This is a genomic window from Pseudomonas edaphica (genome assembly GCF_965277385.1).
Taxonomy (GTDB): Bacteria; Pseudomonadota; Gammaproteobacteria; order Pseudomonadales; family Pseudomonadaceae; genus Aquipseudomonas; species Aquipseudomonas edaphica.
Genome location: NZ_OZ255725.1, coordinates 611,316 through 631,401, shown reverse-complemented (window position 1 = coordinate 631,401; position 20,086 = coordinate 611,316). Strand labels below are relative to the sequence as shown.

The window sequence follows — 20,086 nt, the reverse complement described above, 5'->3', positions numbered from 1 at the left end:
ACGCCTGTTTGCGCAAATCATGCCTGTTTAGACGGCTTTGACTAGGAGGTCAGCTAAAACTCGCTTGACAGAAGGGCCGCAATACCCGAGAAATAACTGAGCGAAATTTCATTGAGTGATCAAATGATCAGTCTAAAGTACCTAAACGGCAGCGGAGCCAGACGCCATGAACACACCTTTCCCGGTGGCTATCGGATGCGATGAAGCGGGTTTTGAGCTCAAAGAGCTGTTAAAGCGCCATATCGAGGCGCTGGGTTACCCGGTGACCGACTTCGGCACCCACTCCACCGCGCCGGTGCTGTACCCGGACATCGCGCTGGCGGTGGCCACCGCCATCAATGCCGGGCAGCAACGCCTCGGCGTGCTGGTATGCGGCACCGGGATTGGCATGGCCATCTCGGCCAATAAAGTACTGGGCATTCGTGCGGCCCAGGCCCATGACACCTATTCGGCGGAGCGCGCCCGCAAGAGCAACGATGCACAAATCCTCTCTATTGGCGCACGGGTGATCGGCGCCGAACTGGCCAAAAGCATCGTCAAATCGTTTCTGGAGTCGGAGTTTGAGGCGGCGCGTTCCGGGGCCAAGGTCGAGCGTATCAACGCGATCGAGCGCGATGGGCATCAGTAGTGGACGGGACGGGGCAAGAGTCGGGAGAATGGGTTTTTGACGCCGAAACGGAAGCCCGTCCCCATGAGTGACAGTACCCAGCGCATTGCCAGCGATATCGATCAGATGACCGAAGTGGCGATGCTCTATTACCTTGAGAACGTCACTCAGGAGGCCATTGCCAAGCGCTTCGACCTGTCGCGGGCCAAAGTCAGCCGCTTGCTCAAACGTGCGCGCGATGAAGGAATTGTCGAGGTTCGGGTGTTGCAGCACCCGGCGATGAACAACGAGCTGGAGCGTGCGCTGGTGGAGCGCTTCAAGCTCGACCGCGCGCTGATCGCGGTCGACCACAGCGAACCCGACACCCAGCGCTCGGCCGTCGCCAGCCTGGTGGCCAATTACCTGAACAAAACCTTGAGCGACGGCATGATCGTCGCCGTCGGCATGGGCCGTAACGTCGGCGCGGTTGCCGACAACGTGTTCTTGCCGGTGACGCGCAACTGCACATTTGTCTGTGCGATCGGCGGTTCGCTCAAGGCGGGCGAATACATGAACCCCGACCATATCTGCCGACGCCTGGCTCTGCGTTTTGGTGGCGAGAGTGAAAGTCTGTATGCGCCGGCACTGGTGGCCAACCCGGAATTGCGCGGCGTGCTGATCAACAATGACACCGTGCGCTCAACCCTTGATCGCGCGCGGCGTGCAGACATCGCGCTGATCGGCATTGGCGACATGAGCGAGAACAGCAACATGGTGCGCATGGGCTGGTTCTCGCCGCAGGAGATCGCCCAGGCGCGCTTGTCCGGCACGGTGGGTGACATGATGGGGTATGACTTTATCGACATCCACGGCCAGCCGGCGGTCAACGCGATTCAAGGTCGGGTGATCGGATTGACCGTGCAGGAGTTGTTTCGCATCCCGGATGTGGTGGCGATTGCCAGCGAGAACACCAAGGCGGCGGCGACGCTTGGCGCGTTGCGCTCGGGGGTGATTAATACGTTGGCGACCACGGTGACGAATGCGCACACGATTCTGGCGCTGGATGATGCGACGCGTAAGTCCTGAATGTACAAAGGTCAAAAACTGTGGGAGCTGGCTTGCCTGCGATACAGACAACTCGGTCTTTCAGTAACACCGAGGTGATGCTATCGCAGGCAAGCCAGCTCCCACAGGGGTTATGTGTTGGGCTTACAGATTTTGTAATAGTTTTGCAGTGTGGGAAATTTGAGTTTCGACTGTACGATTCAAGTCCTTTTCTCACTGCAGGACTTGCATGAACACCCTCTCGGAGCCTCCCAGTCGTCTTTCCCCAAGGCACTCACTGTCGCTGTTCCCGCTGAAGCACCCCGTATTCCGACTGCTAACCTTGTCCCGGTCCATTGACCGCGCCTTGCCGTGTCCGGCGTTCTGAAAACTTTAAAGAGACTCTATTAAATGGAATGGTTAGCGGATCCAACGGCCTGGCTCGGCCTGTTGACCTTGATTGTGCTGGAACTGGTGCTGGGCATCGACAACCTGGTGTTTATCGCGATCCTGGCGGACAAATTGCCGCCGGAGCAGCGCGACCGTGCGCGGTTGATCGGTTTGTCGCTGGCGTTGCTGATGCGTTTGGGCCTGCTGGCGAGTATTTCCTGGTTGGTGACGCTCACGCAGCCGCTGTTCGAGGTGTTCGACAAGAGCTTCTCTGGGCGTGACCTGATCATGTTGTTTGGTGGTGTGTTCCTGTTGTTCAAGGCCACCATGGAGTTGCACGAACGCCTTGAAGGCCATGTGGCGCAGCGCACGGGCAATGTGGCTTACGCCATGTTCTGGCCGATCGTGGCGCAGATCGTGGTGCTCGACGCGGTGTTCTCCCTCGACGCGGTGATTACCGCCGTGGGCATGGTGGATGAGCTGGCCGTGATGATGATCGCGGTGATCGTGTCCATCGGCCTGATGATCGTGGCGAGCAAGCCGCTGACCCGTTTCGTCAACGCGCACCCGACAGTCATTATGTTGTGCCTGGGCTTTTTGATGATGATTGGTTTCGCCCTGACCGCCGAAGGCCTGGGTTTCCATATTCCCAAAGGCTACCTGTACGCGGCGATTGGTTTCTCGATCCTGATCGAGCTGTTCAACCAGATTGCCCGCGCCCGTCGCAAGAAGTCGGCGCAGGGCATCTTGCCCGTGCGCCAGCGTACCGCCCATGCGGTGATGCGTTTGCTCGGTGGCCGCAGTTTGGCGGTAGAGGGCGTGGATGACGACGTTGCTGACCTGCTGGGCGAGCCGGATGCCGGCCAAGGCCCGCTGTTTGATCGACGTGAGCGCGTGATGATCAGCGGCGTGCTGCAATTGGCCGAGCGGCCGATCCGCACCTTGATGACGCCGCGGGCCAAGGTCGACTGTATCGATCTGGCGGACGACGCCGACAGCATCCGGCAAAAACTGATGCATTCGTCCTATTCGCGCCTGCCGTTGATCCGCAACGGCGCTGTGGATGAGCCATTGGGTTTTGTGCACAAAAAGGAACTGCTCAAGGAGTACCTGGCCGGTAATGAGCCTAACCTTGAGCACCTGGCGCGCCGGGCGGTCAATTTGCTGGAGAGCTTTTCGATCCTGAATGCCCTGGAGCAAATGCGCCAGGAGTCAACTCACATTGCGTTCGTGATCAACGAATTCGGCGACTTCATGGGCGTGTTGAGCATGACCGACATCCTTGAGTCCATCGCCGGTGAGTTGCCGGACGCCAGCGAAATCGAAGGGCCGGATATTGTCGAGGAGGGCGAGGGCTACCGCGCCAATGGCGCCTTGAACCTTAACCTGGTGCGTCAGCGTACTGGCTTCAAGGCTGCCGCAACCCAGGACTATCAAACCCTCGCCGGGTTGGTGATGAGCCTGCTCGACCGCCTGCCCGTGGTGGGTGATAGCCTGGAGCATGAGGGCTGGCGCTTGACCGTCGCGGCGGTTGAGGAGCGCCGGGTCATACAGGTGCTGTTATTTCCCTTGATGAATAATCCTCAAACAGGTCGCTGAAAAACGCATCAGCGTCTAAGGGGCGGCCAACCAGCTGCTCCTGCACCTTGCCAAACTGGTACACCAGCGTCGCCGGGGTGCCCGATACGCTGGGCACCCTCGGATTTCGGTCGGTATTCACGATCAGTGCTGTTACAGGGCCAGCGTATTGTTTGGCGATGGTCTCGAACCTCTCGTCGAGTCCAACGCAGCCCGGGCAATCGGGATGAGTGAATAACACGATGGCCGCCGCATATTTTTTCAGTTGCGCCTCGTAGTCCTCCAGATCGCTGTAAGTCATGCTTGCAATGCCCATAGGATTTCCTTGCGTGCCCGCTCATAGACGTTGGGTACATACGCTAGAACTGCCGGGCAGGGCCGTCTACTGTCAACCTTCACAGGTAGACATGCTCACGCATCCATGGCGCGCGCACTGCAAGGGTGCGCGGTAACACTGTTCTGGCGCACTCGATTGAGGGTTGTCACCGGTGTGTGGGGTCTTGGGTAGCAAGCCGATTCGAAAGGGTGGCGTAACGCCGCGTCCTGGCCAGTTAACTATCCATATGATTTAAAAAGAATTTATCCCTGACATATTTTTCCGTTAGCGCGTGTGGCACACTTTCTGCTGTCTATTCCGTTGTTACATACCAAGTTCCGGTATAGCGGAATACACAACTCCTGGAGTGCTTGTCATGCATCACCGACCTTCCGTGTTTAAAGCGTGTGTTTTTCTCTTCGCCGCATCGGCTTCCCTCGCAAGCGTTGTGCACGCGGCGGACAGCAAGCTCGATGATGTGCTCAAACGTGGGCATCTCATTGTGGGTACAGGCAGTACCAATGCGCCGTGGCACTTCCAGGGAGCGGATGGCAAGTTGCAGGGTTTTGATATCGACATCGGCCGAATCGTGGCTAAAGGTTTGTTCAACGACCCAAGCAAGGTCGAGTTTGTGGTGCAGTCCTCTGACGCGCGTATTCCCAACCTGCTGACCGACAAGGTCGACATGAGTTGCCAGTTCATCACCGTCACCGCCAGCCGTGCACAGCAGGTTGCCTTCACCCTGCCTTACTACCGCGAAGGTGTGGGCCTGTTGCTGCCGAACAACAGCAAATACAAGGAAATCGAAGACCTGCAAGCGGCGGGCGATGGCGTGACCGTGGCCGTGCTGCAAAACGTGTATGCCGAAGAGCTGGTGCACCAGGCGTTGCCAAAGGCCAAGGTAGACCAGTACGACAGCGTCGACCTGATGTACCAGGCGGTGAACTCCGGCCGTGCCGATGCCGCTGCCACCGACCAGTCCTCGGTCAAGTACCTGATGGTGCAAAACCCGGGACGCTACCGCAGCCCGACCTACGCCTGGAGCCCGCAAACCTACGCGTGCGCGGTCAAGCGTGGCGATCAGGACTGGCTGAACTTCGTCAACACCTCGCTGCATGAAGCCATGACCGGCGTGGAATTCCCGGCCTACAAAGCCTCGTTCAAACAATGGTTCGGTGTGGATTTGCCGGAACCTGCGATCGGTTTCCCGGTTGAGTTCAAGTAAATCGTAAATCCTGGGGCGTCGCTGACGGCGCCCCGATCAGGTACTGCCGACCATGAACTATCAGTTGAACTTTGCCGCCGTGTGGCGTGATTTCCCCAGCTTGCTGGCGGGGCTCGGCCTGGGCCTCGAACTGGCCTTGCTGTCGATCGCCATCGGTTGCGTGATCGGCCTGATGATGGCGTTTGCCATGCTGTCCAAGCACCGGGCGTTGCGAATCTTCGCCTCGGTGTATGTGACGGTGATCCGCAATACGCCGATCCTCGTGCTGATCCTGTTGATCTACTTTGCCTTGCCCACACTGGGGATCCGGCTCGACAAGATCCCCTCGTTCATCATCACTCTGTCGCTGTATGCCGGTGCTTACCTGACCGAAGTGTTCCGCGCCGGGCTGTTGAATATTCCCAAGGGCTTGCGTGAAGCCGGCTTGGCCATCGGTTTGGGTGAGTGGCGAATCCGCGCCTACATCACCGTGCCGGTGATGCTGCGCAACGTGTTGCCGGCCCTGTCGAACAACTTTATTTCACTGTTCAAGGACACGTCGCTGGCGGCCGCGATTGCGGTGCCGGAGCTGACCTACTACGCCCGCAAGATCAACGTCGAAAGCTACCGGGTGATTGAAACCTGGATGGTCACGACCGCGCTCTACGTGGCGGCCTGTTACTTCATTGCCATGCTGCTCCGTTACCTGGAACAGCGTCTGGCGATCCGTCGTTAAGGAGGGTTTGCATGTACGAGTCCCCAAGCTGGCTGCATGAATTGTGGATCGCCCGGGATACCTTCTGGGCGGGGTTTCAAACCAGTATTTATTGTTCGGTGCTGGCGATTATCTTTGGCACGCTGATCGGCATTTTTGCCGGGTTGATCCTCACCTACGGCAAGTTCTGGATGCGCGCGCCGTTTCGCCTGTATGTCGACCTGGTGCGGGGTACGCCGGTGTTTGTGCTGGTGTTGGCGTGTTTCTACATGCTGCCGGCGCTGGGTTGGCAGATCAGCGCGTTCCAGGCCGGTGCCGTCGGACTGACGCTGTTCTGCGGCTCTCACGTGGCGGAAATCGTGCGCGGCGCGCTGCAAGCCATTCCCCGTGGGCAACTGGAAGCGGGCCGGGCGATTGGGCTGACGTTTAAACAGTCACTGACCTACGTGCTGTTGCCCCAGGCGTTGCGCCAGATCCTGCCGACCTGGGTCAATTCCTCCACCGAAATCGTCAAGGCCTCGACCTTGCTCTCGGTGATCGGCGTGGCCGAATTGCTGCTCAGCACCCAGCAAGTCATCGCACGTACCTTCATGACCCTGGAGTTCTACCTGTTCGCCGGGTTTCTGTTCTTTGTCATCAACTACGCCATCGAGTTATTCGGGCGCTACATTGAAAAGCGGGTGGCCTTGCCATGAACCAACCTCAAACCAACCAACCGCTGCTGAACATTCGTGGCCTGCGCAAACAATATGGCCAGGTCGAAGTGCTCAAGGGCGTCGACCTGTCCATGCAGCGCGGTAACGTGGTGACGTTGATCGGCTCCAGCGGCTCGGGCAAGACCACCTTGCTGCGTTGCGTCAACCTGCTCGAAGAGTTCCAGGGCGGGCAGATCAGCCTGGACGGCGAGTCCATCGGCTACAGCGAAATCGCCGGTAAACGTGTGCGTCACCCCGAGCGGGTGATTGCCCAGCACCGTGCGATGACCGGCATGGCCTTCCAGCAATTCAACCTGTTCCCGCATCTGACCGCGTTGCAAAACGTCACCCTTGGCCTGCTCAAGGTCAAGAAGATGGGCAAGGATGAGGCTGTGGCCCTGGCCGAAAAATGGCTGGACCGCGTAGGTCTGCTGGAACGCCGCAACCACTTCCCCGGTCAACTTTCCGGCGGTCAGCAACAGCGCGTGGCGATTGCCCGCGCCATTGCCATGAACCCCAGCCTGATGCTGTTTGATGAAGTCACCTCGGCCCTCGACCCGGAACTGGTGGGCGAAGTGCTCAGTGTGATCAAGGGGTTGGCGGAAGAGGGCATGACCATGTTGCTGGTCACCCACGAAATGCGCTTTGCCTATGAAGTGTCGGACAAGATCGTCTTCATGAACCAGGGCCGCATAGAAGAGCAGGGCGCGCCGAAGGACATCTTCGAACGCCCGCAATCGCCGCGCCTGGCGGAATTTTTGAAGAACATTCGTTTTTAATCAGGAGCAATTTTTATGAGCATTACTCGTTACGGCGCCGGCAGCACCGCCGGTGGTGGCCAGCCGCGACCTTTCGCCCGCGCCGTGGAAGCTGACGGCTGGCTCTACGTGTCGGGCCAGGTGCCGGCGGTAGACGGTGAAATCATCACCGGCGGCATCATCGAGCAAACCCGCCAGACCATGCGCAACGTGGTGGCGATTCTGGAAGAGGCCGGTTACGAACTCAAAGACGTGGTGCGCGTCGGCGTATGGCTGGAAGACCCACGGGACTTCTGGAGCTTCAACAAAGTGTTCGGCGAATACTTCACCCCGGAACACGCCCCGGCACGCGCCTGTGTGCAGGCCAACATGATGGTGGACTGCAAGGTCGAGATCGATTGCGTGGCCTACAAGAAAAAAGGCTAAATGCCCCTCTCTTGAGATCACTGAAATCCAATGTGGGAGCTGGCTTGCCTGCGATGACGGCGTGTCAGGCAGCCCTGGGTAACTGAACCACCGCCATCGCGGGCAAGCCAGCTCCCACAGGGTATCACTGTGCAGCATTACCACTATGACCGGATCGACGACTGCCATGACCGAAGACACCATCAAACGCCGCGCCAAAGGACTGGACCGTGCATTCGATATCCTCGATTTTCTCAAGGAGATCGGCCAGCCCCTGCGCCCGAATGATATTGCCAGCGGCATCGGCAGCCCCAAATCCACCGTCTATGAACTGGTCGCGTCGTTGCTGGAGCGGCGCATTCTGGAAACGGTGGGCAAGGACGGTCACGTCTACCTCGGCCGCCAGCTGTACTTTCTCGGCCAGGCGCACCTGCGCCATTTCGACCTGACCCGCGAGGCCGACCACGCCTTGCAGGAGATCGTCAGCCAGACCCATGAAACCGCGCAGATGTGCCTGCTTAACGGGCGCAAATACACGGTGGCGCTGATGCGCGAAGGCGAGCGGCATTTTCGTATCTCCTCGGACATCGGCGAAAACGCGCCAATCCCCTGGACCGCTTCCGGGCGCTTGTTGCTGGGGCACTTGAGCGACCAGCAGATCATCGACCTGATCGACTACGACGACTTCATCCTGCCGGACGGCCAGCGCCTGCCGCTGGAAACCTTCCTGGCGCAAATCCGTCAAGCCACCCTCGATGGGTTTTTCTCCTTCGACAGCGTGGCCGACACCTTCACCCATTGCTTTGCCGCCCCGGTGCGGGACGCGCAGGGCATCAGCATCGCGACCTTGTGCATCGTTGCACCGCGCGCCGATGCGACCAAAAACTACAACGACTATCGCCGGGTGTTGATCGACAGCGCCAATAACCTGGCCCGGCGTATCAACGAATAGGAGTACTTCATGTCTGCCCTCAATGCCGTTGAAAAAGGCGCCGCTGCCATTGGCGCCCATCTGGTCCGTGACGTCAGCCTGCCGGCCCTGGTGCTGCACCGTGACGCCCTGGAACACAACATCCGCTGGATGCAGGCATTTGTCAGCAACAGCGGTGCGCAACTGGCACCCCATGGCAAAACCAGCATGATGCCGGCGCTGTTCCAGCGTCAGATCGAGGCGGGCGCCTGGGGCATCACCCTGGCCAACGCCGTGCAGACCCGCGCCGCTTATGCCGGTGGCGTGCGCCGCGTGTTGATGGCCAACCAACTGGTGGGCGCGCCGAACATGGCGCTGATCGCCGACCTGCTGGCGGACCCGGATTTTGACTTTCACTGCATGGTCGATCATCCGGACAACGTCGCTGACCTGGGGCTGTTCTTCGCCGCCCGTGGCCTGCGCCTGAACGTGATGATCGAATACGGTGTGGTCGGTGGCCGTTGCGGGTGCCGCAGCGAGCAGGAAGTGCGCGAGCTGGCCAAGGCAATCAAGGCCCAACCGGCCCTGGCCCTGACGGGTATTGAAGGCTACGAAGGTGTGATCCACGGCGAACACGCCGTCAGCGGCATCCGTGACTTCGCCGCCAGCCTGGTGCGCCTGGCCGTGGACCTGCAAAACAATGGCTCGTTCGACTTGCCCAAGCCGATCATCACCGCCTCGGGGTCGGCCTGGTACGACCTGATCGCCGAGTCGTTCGAAGCGCAAAACGCCGCCGGGCGCTTCCTCAGCGTGTTGCGCCCCGGCAGCTATGTGGCCCACGACCATGGCATCTACAAAGAGGCGCAGTGCTGCGTGCTTGATCGTCGCAGCGACCTCAACGAAGGCCTGCGCCCGGCCCTGGAAGTCTGGGCCCACGTGCAATCGATGCCCGAGCCTGGCTTTGCGGTGGTTGCCCTGGGCAAGCGTGACGTGGCCTACGACGCCGGTTTGCCGGTGCCGCTCAAGCGCTACAAGGCCGGGATTGTGCCGGCTGAAGGCGATGATGTAACCGCGTGCAAAGTCACGGCGGTGATGGACCAGCATGCGTTCATGAGCGTGGCGCCGGGGGTTGAGTTGCGTATCGGCGACATCATCTCCTTTGGTACTTCGCACCCGTGCCTGACCTTTGACAAGTGGCAGGTGGGGTGCCTGGTGGATGAGCAGTTGCAGGTCATTGAATCCTTGCATACCTGCTTCTAGATCGCGTCGTGGCTATCGCAGGCAAGCCAGCTCCCACCTTTGAAGTTGAAATGCATTCCAGCTGTGGGAGCTGGCTTGCCTGCGATGAGGCCCTCCCACACACCAAGAGTCCCCAGGCATGAACACAACTCCCCGCATCGCCCTGATCGGCGAATGCATGATCGAACTGCAACACCGCGCCGATGGCAGCCTGCAACAGAGCTTCGGCGGCGACACCTTGAACGCGGCGGTGTACCTGCGCCGCGAGTTGGGCACCGTCGGCACGGTCGACTACGTGACCGCCCTGGGCGATGACAGTTTCAGCGATGCCATGTGCCAGCAATGGACCGCCGAAGGCCTCGGGCTGGGCATGGTCCAGCGCCTGCCCGGGCGTCTACCGGGGTTGTACTGCATCCAGACCGACGCCAACGGTGAACGCAAATTCCTCTACTGGCGCAACGAAGCCGCCGTGCGTGACTGCTTCACCACGCCTGCGGCGGAGCCGATCCTGGCGGCGTTGCCGGACTACGACGTGGTGTATTTCAGTGGCATCACCCTGGCGGTATTGGGCGAAGTCGGGCGTGAGCGCTTGCTGCAAACCCTGATCGAAACGCGCCGGCGCGGTGGCAAGGTGGTGTTTGACAACAACTATCGCCCGCGCCTGTGGGCGAGTGTCGACGCGGCGCGCGCGGGGTATCACCAGGTGTTGGCCGAGGTGGATATCGCCCTGCTGACCGAGGATGACGAGCGCGCGTTGTTTGGTTATGCCAACAGCGAGCAGGTGTTCGCGGCGTACCCGGCGATTGCAGAAGTGGTGCTCAAGCGTGGCGCGGATGCGTGCTTGATCCGTTGTAATGGCGAGCGCTTTGCGGTGCCGGCGCTGAAGGTCGAGAAGGTGGTGGATACGACGGCGGCGGGGGACTCGTTCAGTGCGGCGTATTTGGCCAGTCGGCTCAAGGGCGGCTCGCCTGAACAGGCGGCGTTGGCCGGGCATCGGTTGGCGAGTAGGGTGATTCAGGTGCCCGGGGCTTTGATTGCGCGGTGAATGGCCGCCTGCGGCGGTTCGCAGGCAAGCCAGCTCCCACATTTGACTGCATTTTTCCAGTTGAAATGCGCTCAAGTGTGGGAGCTGGCTTGCCTGCGATAGCGGTCCTGAGCCAACCCCTCAGTCGCGGTAAAACACCTGCACCAGGTGGTAACCAAACTTGCTCTTGATCGGCCCGTGCACCACTTTCACCGGCTTCTTGAAGATCACCGCATCAATAACCCCCACCATCTGCCCAGGCCGCACTTCACCCAAATCACCGCCGCGCTTGCCGGAGGGGCAAGTGGAGTACTTTTTGGCCAGCACATCAAACGCTTCGCCCTTGGCAATGCGCTGCTTGAGCTGTTCGGCTTCTTCGCTGGTTTTCACCAGAATATGACGGGCTTGGGCTTTCATAAGGTTCTACCAGGTGTGCGACGGCGCGCGATTATGCCTGAACTCATTCGTCGACGTTGATCATGCTGCGGATTTTAGTCGCCAGCAGATCAATGGAAAACGGCTTGGCCACCATGTCCATGCCGTCCTCCAGGAAGCCCTGGCGCTCGGCGGCTTGTTCAGCGTAACCGGTCATGAACAATACGCGCAGGCCAGGCCGGTGCTGACGGGCGATTTCGGCCAGTTGCCTGCCGTTCATGCCCGGCAGGCCGACATCGGTGACCAGCAGGTCCACGCGCAGGTCCGATTCCAGCAGCGGCAGCGCGGTGCGCGCATCTGCCGCCTGGTGAGCGGTGTAGCCCAGCTCGGCGAGCACATTGACCACCAGCATGCGCACCGCTGGGTCATCCTCGACCACCACCACCGCTTCACCGGCGAGTGCCAGCGGCGTTTCGCCCAAATGCGGCGGCAGGTTGCTTTCCAGCGCGGTGCCGTGCAACCGCGGCAGGTACAGGCGCACGCAGGTGCCCTGGCCGGGTTCGCTTTGGATGGTCACATGGCCGCCGGATTGCTGGGCAAAGCCGTAGATCATCGACAACCCCAGGCCGGTGCCCTGGCCGATGGGCTTGGTGGTGAAGAACGGGTCGAAGGCCTTGGCGAGAATCTTCGGCGCCATGCCGGTGCCGTTGTCGCAGACGCCGAGCATCACGTAGTCGCCGGCCTTGACCGGCTCCAGCGTGGTGATGTCGGTGCCGTCCAGGTAACTGTTGGCAGTTTCGATGCGCAATTCGCCGCCGTCGGGCATCGCGTCGCGAGCATTGATCACCAGGTTGAGCAAGGCGTTTTCCAGCTGGCTGGCATCGGTGTTGACCGGCCAGATATCTTTGCCCAATTGCACCTTGAGCGTGATATGCGCGCCTTTGGTTCGGCGGAACAAGTCCTCCAGGGACGCCACCAGTTCGTTCGGGTCCAGTGGCCGGCGGTCCAGCGACTGCCTGCGGGAGAAGGCCAGCAGCCGGTGGGTGAGGGCGGCCGCGCGATGGGCGGACGACACGGCCGCATCGGTAAAACGGCCGATTTCGTCGCTGCGCCCGGCGGCGATATAGCGCTGCATCAAGTCCAGGCTGCCGATAATGCCGGTGAGCATATTGTTGAAGTCATGGGCGATACCGCCGGTGAGCTGGCCGACCGCTTCCATTTTTTGTGCATGGCGCAGTGCGTCTTCGGCGCGCTCACGCTCGAACATCTCGTTTTGCAGGCGCTGGTTGGCCTCGGCCAATGCCTGGGTGCGCTGGGCCACGCGTTCTTCAAGGTTTTCGTTGAGGTGGCGCAGGGCTTCTTCGGTGAGTTTGCGTTCGGTCTCATCGATCACAAAAATGTAGAAACCATTCACCGAGCCGTCATTGCTGAAGCGCGGCAAGTACTTCATCAGCGCATGGCGCGGCCGGCCGTCGCGGTGCGGGGTGATGGTCATGAAGCTGCAGGCCTTGCCGCGCAGCGCGGCGTCGATCTTGTCCGCGCGCCCGGCATACACCTCGTCGCCGAGTACTTCGCGGATGCTTTTGCCGTACAGCTCCTGGGGCGTCATACCGTACCAATCGAGGTAGGCGCTATTGTTGAGGCGAAAGCGCTGCTCGTGGTCGACATAACCGATCAGCACCGGCATGGCGTTGATGATCAGTTGCAGCTCGGTCTGGCTTTGACGCAGCGCCTGTTCGGTCTGCTTGCGCTCGGTCAGGTCCAGCGCGGCCCCCAGGAAACGCGCCGGGCGGCCTTGGTGGTCCTTGTAGCAGCGGCCGCGGGCAAACACCCAGCGCACCTGGCCATCGGCCTGCAGCAGGCGGTATTCCTCGGCGTATTCGGTGCCGAAGGTGATGCAATGCTTGATGCTGCGCGCGACCATGCCGCGGTCTTCGGGGTGAACGCCGTGCAGGTAGTCGCTGATGGGGAGCAGGCCGGCGTCTTGCGGGTCGACACCGTGCAAGTGGGCAAAGTGGGCGTCGGCGATAAAGCGGTCTTCGCCGATATCCCAGTCCCAGGTGCCCACCGCATCGGTTGCCGCCAGTGCCAGTTGCAGACGTTGTTCGCTGTTGTGCTGGGCCTTGAGGCTGTCTTCGGAGCGCTGTTGCAGTTCGAGGGTTTTGCTGCGCCGCTCATTGGTCTCGATGGCGGTGACCAGAATCCCGGCCACGCTGCCGCCTTCGTCGCGCACCGGGCTGTAGGTGAGGTCGAGCCAGATTTCGGTGTCGCGGTTATTGCGTTGCAGCACAAAGCGCTGTTCGCTGAAGGTGCGCACCTGGCCGCCGAGCACCGCGTCGTAGATCGGCGCAGTAAAACTCTCAAGCTCCGGCCAGGTGTCATGGGCCGGTCGGCCCAGCGCCTCGGGATGCTTGTTGCCCGCGAGCACGGCGAAGCTGTCGTTATAGAGCTGGGTGAGCTGGCTGCCCCACAACAGCAGCATCGGCATCGGTGAATGGACGACGATATCGACGGCTGTGCGCAGGCTTTGCGGCCAGTCATCGGCCTCACCGAGCGGGCTTTGCGCCCAGTTCAGCCGCGCAATCAATGCGGCGGCTTCGCTACCGGTGGATGTTCCATTCATGAAAAAGCCCTGCACCTGACACTTTGAAATACGACAACAGCCGATTATCCCGCGAGACGGGAACGGCTGACTACCCCTCGAAAAATAGCATGCATTGAGGGGTTGTCTTCAAATCAGTGCGTCAGAGCTGAAACCTTTCATCCGTCCGCCAGCTCAGGGCGGTTGCGAAACTGTTCCAGCGCCTGCGGGTTTGCCAGGGCATCGGTGTTTTTGACCGGCTCGCCATGCACCACATTGCGCACCGCCAGCTCGACGATCTTGCCACTGATGGTGCGCGGTATGTCGCTGACGGCGAGGATCTTCGCCGGGACATGGCGCGGCGTGGTGTTGGCGCGGATCACCTGACGAATCTGCTGCTCCAGCGCGTCATCCAGCGTGATGCCTTCGTTGAGCCGCACAAACAACACCACCCGCACATCGTCCTGCCAGCGTTGGCCGATGGCCAGGCTTTCCAGGACCTGCGGGACTTTTTCCACCTGGCGATAAATTTCTGCGGTGCCGATGCGCACACCGCCGGGGTTGAGCACCGCGTCGGAGCGCCCATGAATCAGCAGGCTGCCATTGGCGCGCTGCTCGGCGTAGTCGCCCTGGGCCCATACGCCGGGGAACTGGCTGAAATACGAAGCCCGCAGTTTTTTCTGGTCGGGGTCATTCCACAGGCCAATCGGCATGGCCGGAAAGTGCCGGGTACACACCAGCTCGCCTTTTTCCCCGACCAGCGGCCGGCCCTGGTCGTCCCACACTTCGATGGCCATGGCCAGGCTCTTGCACTGCATTTCGCCGCGCCGTACCGGCAGCACCGGGTTGCCGATCACAAAGCAGGAGACGATATCGGTGCCGCCCGACATTGACGACAGGCACAACTCGGCCTTTATCTCGCGGTACACATAGTCGTAACTCTGCGGCGACAGCGGCGATCCGGTTGAAATCAGGCCTTTGAGGCTGCCCAAATCGTGGCTCAGGCGCGGTTGCAGGCCGGCCTTTTCCAGGGTGGCGAGAAACTTGGGGCTGGTGCCGAACACGCTGATTTTTTCCGCGTCGATCAGGTCGATCAGCCGCTCGGGGCCGGGGTGAAACGGCGAGCCGTCATACAACACCGCCGTGGCACCCAGGGCCAGCACCGACACCAGCCAGTTCCACATCATCCAGCCGCAGGTGGTGTAGTAGAACAGGCAGTCTTCGCGCGACAGGTCGGCGTGCAGGCCGTGTTCCTTTAGATGGGTGAGCAGCACGCCGCCGGTGCCGTGGATGATGCACTTGGGTACGCCCGTGGTGCCGCTGGAGTACAGGATATACAGCGGATGATCGAACGGCACCGGGACAAATTCAGGCTCGCCGCCGGGTTGGTAGAAGTCGTTCCACAGTGCGACCCTGGCGTGGGTGCGGTAGTCCTCGACGCGCGCCTGGGGCCGGGCATACGGCACGATGATCAACTGTTCCAGGGACGGCAGGCGTTCGAGGATTTCATTGAGTTTGGTGCTTTGGTCGATGTTTTTGCCGGCGTAGCGGTAGCCCGCGCAGGTGATCAACACTTTGGGTTCTATCTGGCCGAAACGGTCGATCACGCCTTGGGTGCCGAAGTCCGGCGAGGAGCACGACCAGATCGCGCCCAGGCTGGTGGTGGCAAGCATGCCGACCAGGGTTTGCCAGGTGTTGGGCATGCACGCAGCCACGCGGTCGCCCTGGGTTACACCGGCCGCCCGCAAGCTGCGCTGCAAGCCTGCGACATGCTCGGCCAGTTCGGCATAGGTCAGCTGTTCGCGCTGGCCCTCTTCGCTGACCGCCACCACCGCCGGGTGAGCATCCCGACGGCGCAGCAGGTGTTCGGCAAAGTTCAGGGTCGCGCCGGGGAACCACTCGGCGCTGGGCATTGCCGCGCCTTCGATCAGTGTGGTGCTGGGCGGGTTGCGAAAGTGCACGTCGAAAAAGGACACGATCGCCTGCCAGAAGGCTGGGCGCTGGTCGATGCTCCACTGGTGCAGGGCTGGGTAGTCGCGCAGCTGCACGCCGTAGTGTTGGTTGATGAAGCGCCGGAACTGGTCCATTCGCGTGTTGGCGATGCGTTCGGGGGAGGGTTGCCAGAGGATCTCGGACATGGGGAAGTCTCTTGTTTTTGTACAAAACCTCCAGCCAACACAGGTCGAAACTGTGGGAGCTGGCTTGCCTGCGATAGCGGTGGGTCAGTTAGCTCATTGGTTACTGACCCACCGCTATCGCAGGCAAGCCAGCTCCCACATGTGCTCTTCAGTGCCTGATTTACTGGGCCAGCCAGCCGCCATCGATATTCCACGCGGCGCCGCGCACTTGGGCGCCAGCTTCACTGCACAGGAACAACACCAACTCACCCAGCTGTGGCGGCGTCACAAACTCCAGCGACGGCTGTTTCTCGGCCAGCAAATCATGCTGCGCCTGCTGCGGATCAACGCCCTTGGCCGCGCGATCATCAATCTGCTTCTGCACCAGCGGGGTCAACACCCAGCCTGGGCAGATGGCATTGCAGGTGACGTTACCGGTGGCGGTCTCCAGGCCCACCACCTTGGTCAATCCGATGACGCCGTGTTTGGCCGCCACATAGGCCGCCTTGCCCACCGAACCGACCAAACCATGCACCGAGGCGATATTGACGATGCGCCCCCAGCCCTTGGCCTTCATGCCCGGCAAACTCAAACGCGTGCTGTGGAACACCGACGACAGGTTAATGGCGATGATCGAATCCCAGCGCTCCACCGGGAAGTCTTCCACGGCCGCCACGTGCTGAATACCGGCGTTGTTGACCAGAATGTCGACGCCGCCGAACTCGCGCTCGGCGTAGGCAAACATGTCGGCAATTTGCGCCGGGTCGCTGACGTCCGCCGGGTGATGCCCGACCTTGCCGCCGAACGCCTGCACTTGGGCGACCGCCGCGCTGGCGTCGCCGAAGCCGTTGAGGATCAGGTTGGCCCCGGCCTTGGCCAGGCTCAGCGCGATGCCCAAGCCGATGCCGCTGGTGGAGCCGGTAACCAGGGCGGTCTTGCCATTCAAAGTCGTCATGAAAACCTCACACAATGCCGGTGGCGTAGAAAGTACCGATCACCACGAACACCGCGAGGGTCTTGATGATCGTGATGCCGAAAATGTCCTTGTAGGCTTCGCGGTGGGTCAGCCCGGTGACCGCCAGCAGCGTGATCACCGCGCCGTTGTGGGGCAGGGTGTCCATGCCGCCACTGGCCATGGCCGCAACCCGGTGCAGCACTTCAAGGGGGATATTGGCCGCATGGGCCGCCGAAATAAAGCTCTCGGACATGGCCGCCAGGGCGATGCTCATGCCGCCGGAGGCAGAGCCGGTGATACCGGCCAGCAGGGTCACGGTAATCGCTTCGTTGACCAACGGGTTGGGGATGCCCTTGAGCCAGTCCGCCAGCACCAGAAAGCCCGGCAGCGAGGCGATCACCGCGCCAAAGCCGTATTCCGAGGCGGTGTTCATGGCCGCCAGCAGCGCGCCGCTGACCGCGCTTTTACTGCCTTCGGCGAGCTTGCTTTTGATCGCCGACCAGCCGAACACCAGCACCATGACGATGCCCACCAGCAACGCCGCCTGCACTGCCCAAATCGCCGTGAGCTTGGCGATGTCGGTGGTCACCGGCGCGCTCATGCCCGGCAGGCTGAGGCTGTGGGTCTTGCCGTACCACTGCGGGATCCAGTGGGTGAACAGCAGGTTCATCACGCCCACCAGAATCAGCGGCGACAGCGCGACCCACGGGTTGGGCAGCGCCAGGTTGTCGGCGGTTTCCGGCTCGTTGCGCAGCTCGGTGCCATAACCTTCACCGGCGCGTTGCGCCTTGTTGCGCTGGCGCGCCAGGTAGAGCATGCCGGTGCAGAACACGAAGACCGTGCCGATCAAACCCAGCCAGGGCGCCGCCCAGGCGGTGGTGTTGAAGAAGGTGCTGGGGATGATGTTCTGGATCTGCGGCGTGCCGGGCAGGGCGTCCATGGTGAACGAAAACGCACCGAGGGCGATGGTCGCCGGGATCAGGCGCTTGGGAATGTTGCTTTGGCGGAACATCTCCGCCGCAAACGGGTACACCGCAAACACCACCACAAACAGCGACACGCCGCCGTAGGTGAGCAGGGCGCAGACCAGCACAATCACCAGCATCGCCTGGCGCGTGCCAAGCAAGCGGATGGCGGCGGCCACAATCGAGCGCGAAAAGCCCGACAGCTCAATCAGCTTGCCGAACACCGCGCCGAGCAGGAACACCGGGAAATACAGTTTGATGAAGCCGACCATTTTCTCCATGAACACCCCGGTAAACGCGGGGGCGACGGCGGAGGGGTCGGTGAGCAGCACGGCGCCGAGGGCGGCGATGGGGGCAAACAGGATAACGCTGTAGCCACGGTAGGCGGCCAGCATCAGCAGCGCGAGGGCTGCCAGGGCAATGATCACACTCATGGTGTGTCTCCAGATCGAATTGTTATTTTTGTGGGGTAGTGCGTTGGAGAGGGGCTATAGCGAGATGTGTGCCAATTGACTAAGTTTTTGAAATATATAGATATTATTATTTTGTGCGGGTGCAATTCTTGAGATTGTCTCTTTTTTGAGACTTACAAGGATCAAAAGTGGGAGCTAGCTTGCCTGCGATAGCGGTGGTTCAGCTCAATAGATATTGACTGATGGGCCGCTATCGCAGGCAAGCCAGCTCCCACAGTGGGCTGTCTTTGTTTGTGGAATTGTGTCTATTTATTGAGACTCGCTCATGTCCAATGCCACCATTTTTTTGTACAGGGTCGATCTACCCAGCCCCAACCGCTTGGCGGCTTCCACCACATTGCCTTCACAGGCCTTGAGTGCCGCCGCAATCACCTGCCGATCAAAGCGCTCCCGCGCCGCCGCAAATGTCTCGCCCTCGACCGTCTCCACCCGCCCACGGGCCACCGGGCTGAACGTGCCGATCGCCGCGCGAATCTCTTCGGCATCCAGCACCAGGTCATCACTCAACAACGCCGCGCGTTCCAGTACGTTGCGCAGTTCACGGATATTCCCCGGCCACGCGTGCTGCGCCAGCAACGCCAAGGCTTCGCGGTCAAGCTCATGCTGGCTGCGCAACTCTTCAAGAATCGCCTCGCTCAACGCCGGAATATCTTCTAGGCGCTCACGCAACGGCGGTACCTGGATCGGCAGTACATTCAAGCGGTAGTACAGATCCGCCCTGAATTCGCCGCGCTTGATCGCCGCTTCCAGGTCCATGGACGTGGCCGCAATCACCCGCACATCGCTGTGCACCATTTCGTTGGAGCCCACCGGCTCGTATTCCTTTTCCTGCAACACCCGCAGCAGTTTGCTTTGCAGCGGCAGTGGCATGTCGCCGATTTCATCGAGGAACAGGGTGCCGCCCTGGGCGATTTGCAACTTGCCGGGGCGGCCCTTGCGGTCGGCGCCGGTGAAGGCGCCTGGTGCGGTGCCGAAGAACTCGGCTTCGAGCAGGTCGCCGGGAATGGCGGCGCTGTTGATGCTGACAAACGCCTTATGCGCGCGCGTGGAGGCGCCATGGATGGCCTGGGCCAACAGCTCTTTACCGGTGCCGGTCTCGCCCAGCAGCAACACCGGCGACTCCGCACTCGCACTGCGCCGCGCCCGGCGTTTGACTTCCAGGCTGGCTGCGCTGGTGCCAATAAAATGCGCGAAGTTGTATTTGCTCTGGCGCGAGCGCAGCAGCGAACGGGTGGAGGCCAGCTCCTGCTGCATGCTCAGGTAGCGCTCGATCAGCGGCGACAAGTTACGCAGCTCATCGAACAGCGCAAACCCAATCGCGCCGATCACCACGCCTGCGTCATCGTGGATCGGCAGGCGCATCACCACCAGCGGGCCTTTGGGCGTGTCCTGGATATCCAGCAGAATCGGCTGGTCGTTGCGCACCACCTGGCGTAACAGGCTATTGGAAATCACCTGCTCGCACGGCTGGCCGATGGCTTCATCGGCGCTTTTAAGACCAAAACGTTTGGCGTAGCGCTCGTTCATCCACACGATATTCGCGTCGCGATCGACAATCACTGTGCCTTCGCTGGACTGCTCGATGATCTCGAACAGCGACTGGATGGCCAGGCCGCGAACCTGCTGGTAGTCCTTGAGGCTGTCGCTGATGTTCATGCTCACACTGCCAACGCAAAATATGATTGGAATACGGTCCTGTGGGAGCTGGCTTGCCTGCGATGGCGTCCTCAAGATCGCCATCGCAGGCAAGCCAGCG

General features: G+C 61.0%; 18 protein-coding genes. 11 read left to right on the top strand and 7 right to left on the bottom strand.

The genetic code is table 11. From position 1 onward, the window contains the following. Positions 1-166 precede the first annotated feature (166 nt). The 3 genes from rpiB (at position 167) to ACQY47_RS02530 (ending at position 3,619) form a co-directional block, all read left to right on the top strand. Positions 167-628, top strand: coding sequence for a ribose 5-phosphate isomerase B (rpiB, locus tag ACQY47_RS02540; protein WP_016969738.1), 462 nt, complete (start codon positions 167-169; stop codon positions 626-628). Positions 629-691: 63 nt separating this feature from the next. After that, positions 692-1,672, top strand: coding sequence for a sugar-binding transcriptional regulator (locus ACQY47_RS02535; protein WP_017135920.1), 981 nt, complete (start codon positions 692-694; stop codon positions 1,670-1,672). A gap of 369 nt (positions 1,673-2,041) precedes the next feature. Continuing rightward, a complete protein-coding gene (locus tag ACQY47_RS02530; RefSeq protein WP_428555311.1) occupies positions 2,042-3,619 on the top strand; it encodes a TerC family protein in 1,578 nt (525 codons plus the stop codon). Here ACQY47_RS02530 and ACQY47_RS02525 read toward each other — a convergent pair. After that, entirely contained in the window at positions 3,567-3,914 is a 348-nt protein-coding gene (locus tag ACQY47_RS02525) for a thioredoxin family protein (RefSeq protein ID WP_017135918.1), read from the bottom strand. The genes ACQY47_RS02530 and ACQY47_RS02525 overlap by 53 nt on opposite strands. Before the next feature lie 376 nt (positions 3,915-4,290). Here ACQY47_RS02525 and ACQY47_RS02520 point away from each other — a divergent pair, with 376 nt between their 5' ends. The 8 genes from ACQY47_RS02520 (at position 4,291) to ACQY47_RS02485 (ending at position 10,885) form a co-directional block, all read left to right on the top strand. Further along, entirely contained in the window at positions 4,291-5,139 is an 849-nt protein-coding gene (locus tag ACQY47_RS02520) for a transporter substrate-binding domain-containing protein (protein WP_428555307.1), read from the top strand. Positions 5,140-5,191: 52 nt separating this feature from the next. Continuing rightward, entirely contained in the window at positions 5,192-5,854 is a 663-nt protein-coding gene (locus tag ACQY47_RS02515) for an amino acid ABC transporter permease (RefSeq protein ID WP_017135916.1), read from the top strand. Between the two features lie 11 nt (positions 5,855-5,865). After that, positions 5,866-6,528 (top strand): amino acid ABC transporter permease, encoded by a 663-nt coding sequence (locus ACQY47_RS02510; protein WP_428555302.1) that lies wholly within the window; start codon positions 5,866-5,868, stop codon positions 6,526-6,528. After that, positions 6,525-7,307: an amino acid ABC transporter ATP-binding protein gene (locus ACQY47_RS02505; protein WP_017135914.1), complete on the top strand. Its 783-nt coding sequence runs from the start codon at positions 6,525-6,527 to the stop codon at positions 7,305-7,307. Before ACQY47_RS02510 ends, ACQY47_RS02505 begins: the two co-directional genes overlap by 4 nt. 15 nt (positions 7,308-7,322) lie before the next feature. Continuing rightward, positions 7,323-7,712 (top strand): RidA family protein, encoded by a 390-nt coding sequence (locus tag ACQY47_RS02500; RefSeq protein WP_010210958.1) that lies wholly within the window; start codon positions 7,323-7,325, stop codon positions 7,710-7,712. A 166-nt stretch (positions 7,713-7,878) separates the two neighbouring features. Further along, entirely contained in the window at positions 7,879-8,643 is a 765-nt protein-coding gene (locus ACQY47_RS02495; protein WP_017135913.1) for an IclR family transcriptional regulator, read from the top strand. A gap of 9 nt (positions 8,644-8,652) precedes the next feature. Then, positions 8,653-9,861 (top strand): amino acid deaminase, encoded by a 1,209-nt coding sequence (locus ACQY47_RS02490; RefSeq protein ID WP_428555297.1) that lies wholly within the window; start codon positions 8,653-8,655, stop codon positions 9,859-9,861. A 118-nt stretch (positions 9,862-9,979) separates the two neighbouring features. After that, positions 9,980-10,885, top strand: coding sequence for a sugar kinase (locus tag ACQY47_RS02485; protein WP_428555294.1), 906 nt, complete (start codon positions 9,980-9,982; stop codon positions 10,883-10,885). 120 nt (positions 10,886-11,005) lie between these two features. Here ACQY47_RS02485 and ACQY47_RS02480 read toward each other — a convergent pair whose 3' ends face one another. The 6 genes from ACQY47_RS02480 to ACQY47_RS02455 form a co-directional block, all read right to left on the bottom strand. Beyond that, positions 11,006-11,281, bottom strand: a complete 276-nt coding sequence (locus ACQY47_RS02480) for a peptidylprolyl isomerase (RefSeq protein WP_010564624.1) — start codon at positions 11,279-11,281, stop codon at positions 11,006-11,008. Positions 11,282-11,324: 43 nt separating this feature from the next. Next, a complete protein-coding gene (locus tag ACQY47_RS02475) occupies positions 11,325-13,862 on the bottom strand; it encodes a PAS domain-containing protein (protein WP_428555290.1) in 2,538 nt (845 codons plus the stop codon). A gap of 137 nt (positions 13,863-13,999) precedes the next feature. Further along, a complete protein-coding gene (locus ACQY47_RS02470) occupies positions 14,000-15,958 on the bottom strand; it encodes an acetoacetate--CoA ligase (protein WP_428555287.1) in 1,959 nt (652 codons plus the stop codon). Between the two features lie 160 nt (positions 15,959-16,118). Then, positions 16,119-16,892 carry a 3-hydroxybutyrate dehydrogenase gene (hbdH, locus tag ACQY47_RS02465; protein WP_017134628.1) on the bottom strand — a complete coding sequence of 258 codons (774 nt, stop codon included), beginning with the start codon at positions 16,890-16,892 and terminating at the stop codon, positions 16,119-16,121. Between the two features lie 7 nt (positions 16,893-16,899). Further along, positions 16,900-18,291, bottom strand: a complete 1,392-nt coding sequence (locus ACQY47_RS02460) for a GntP family permease (RefSeq protein ID WP_099489563.1) — start codon at positions 18,289-18,291, stop codon at positions 16,900-16,902. A gap of 288 nt (positions 18,292-18,579) precedes the next feature. Continuing rightward, entirely contained in the window at positions 18,580-19,986 is a 1,407-nt protein-coding gene (locus ACQY47_RS02455) for a sigma-54 interaction domain-containing protein (RefSeq protein ID WP_099549136.1), read from the bottom strand. Positions 19,987-20,086: the final 100 nt, after the last annotated feature.

What these genes read in the sequence shown, in the direction of transcription:
- rpiB (WP_016969738.1), top strand. Translation starts at nt 167, where the DNA reads ATGAACACACCTTTCCCGGTGGCTATCGGATGCGATGAAGCGGGTTTT.
- ACQY47_RS02535 (WP_017135920.1), top strand. Translation starts at nt 692, where the DNA reads ATGAGTGACAGTACCCAGCGCATTGCCAGCGATATCGATCAGATGACC.
- ACQY47_RS02530 (WP_428555311.1), top strand. Translation starts at nt 2,042, where the DNA reads ATGGAATGGTTAGCGGATCCAACGGCCTGGCTCGGCCTGTTGACCTTG.
- ACQY47_RS02525 (WP_017135918.1), bottom strand. Translation starts at nt 3,914, where the DNA reads ATGGGCATTGCAAGCATGACTTACAGCGATCTGGAGGACTACGAGGCG.
- ACQY47_RS02520 (WP_428555307.1), top strand. Translation starts at nt 4,291, where the DNA reads ATGCATCACCGACCTTCCGTGTTTAAAGCGTGTGTTTTTCTCTTCGCC.
- ACQY47_RS02515 (WP_017135916.1), top strand. Translation starts at nt 5,192, where the DNA reads ATGAACTATCAGTTGAACTTTGCCGCCGTGTGGCGTGATTTCCCCAGC.
- ACQY47_RS02510 (WP_428555302.1), top strand. Translation starts at nt 5,866, where the DNA reads ATGTACGAGTCCCCAAGCTGGCTGCATGAATTGTGGATCGCCCGGGAT.
- ACQY47_RS02505 (WP_017135914.1), top strand. Translation starts at nt 6,525, where the DNA reads ATGAACCAACCTCAAACCAACCAACCGCTGCTGAACATTCGTGGCCTG.
- ACQY47_RS02500 (WP_010210958.1), top strand. Translation starts at nt 7,323, where the DNA reads ATGAGCATTACTCGTTACGGCGCCGGCAGCACCGCCGGTGGTGGCCAG.
- ACQY47_RS02495 (WP_017135913.1), top strand. Translation starts at nt 7,879, where the DNA reads ATGACCGAAGACACCATCAAACGCCGCGCCAAAGGACTGGACCGTGCA.
- ACQY47_RS02490 (WP_428555297.1), top strand. Translation starts at nt 8,653, where the DNA reads ATGTCTGCCCTCAATGCCGTTGAAAAAGGCGCCGCTGCCATTGGCGCC.
- ACQY47_RS02485 (WP_428555294.1), top strand. Translation starts at nt 9,980, where the DNA reads ATGAACACAACTCCCCGCATCGCCCTGATCGGCGAATGCATGATCGAA.
- ACQY47_RS02480 (WP_010564624.1), bottom strand. Translation starts at nt 11,281, where the DNA reads ATGAAAGCCCAAGCCCGTCATATTCTGGTGAAAACCAGCGAAGAAGCC.
- ACQY47_RS02475 (WP_428555290.1), bottom strand. Translation starts at nt 13,862, where the DNA reads ATGAATGGAACATCCACCGGTAGCGAAGCCGCCGCATTGATTGCGCGG.
- ACQY47_RS02470 (WP_428555287.1), bottom strand. Translation starts at nt 15,958, where the DNA reads ATGTCCGAGATCCTCTGGCAACCCTCCCCCGAACGCATCGCCAACACG.
- hbdH (WP_017134628.1), bottom strand. Translation starts at nt 16,892, where the DNA reads ATGACGACTTTGAATGGCAAGACCGCCCTGGTTACCGGCTCCACCAGC.
- ACQY47_RS02460 (WP_099489563.1), bottom strand. Translation starts at nt 18,291, where the DNA reads ATGAGTGTGATCATTGCCCTGGCAGCCCTCGCGCTGCTGATGCTGGCC.
- ACQY47_RS02455 (WP_099549136.1), bottom strand. Translation starts at nt 19,986, where the DNA reads ATGAACATCAGCGACAGCCTCAAGGACTACCAGCAGGTTCGCGGCCTG.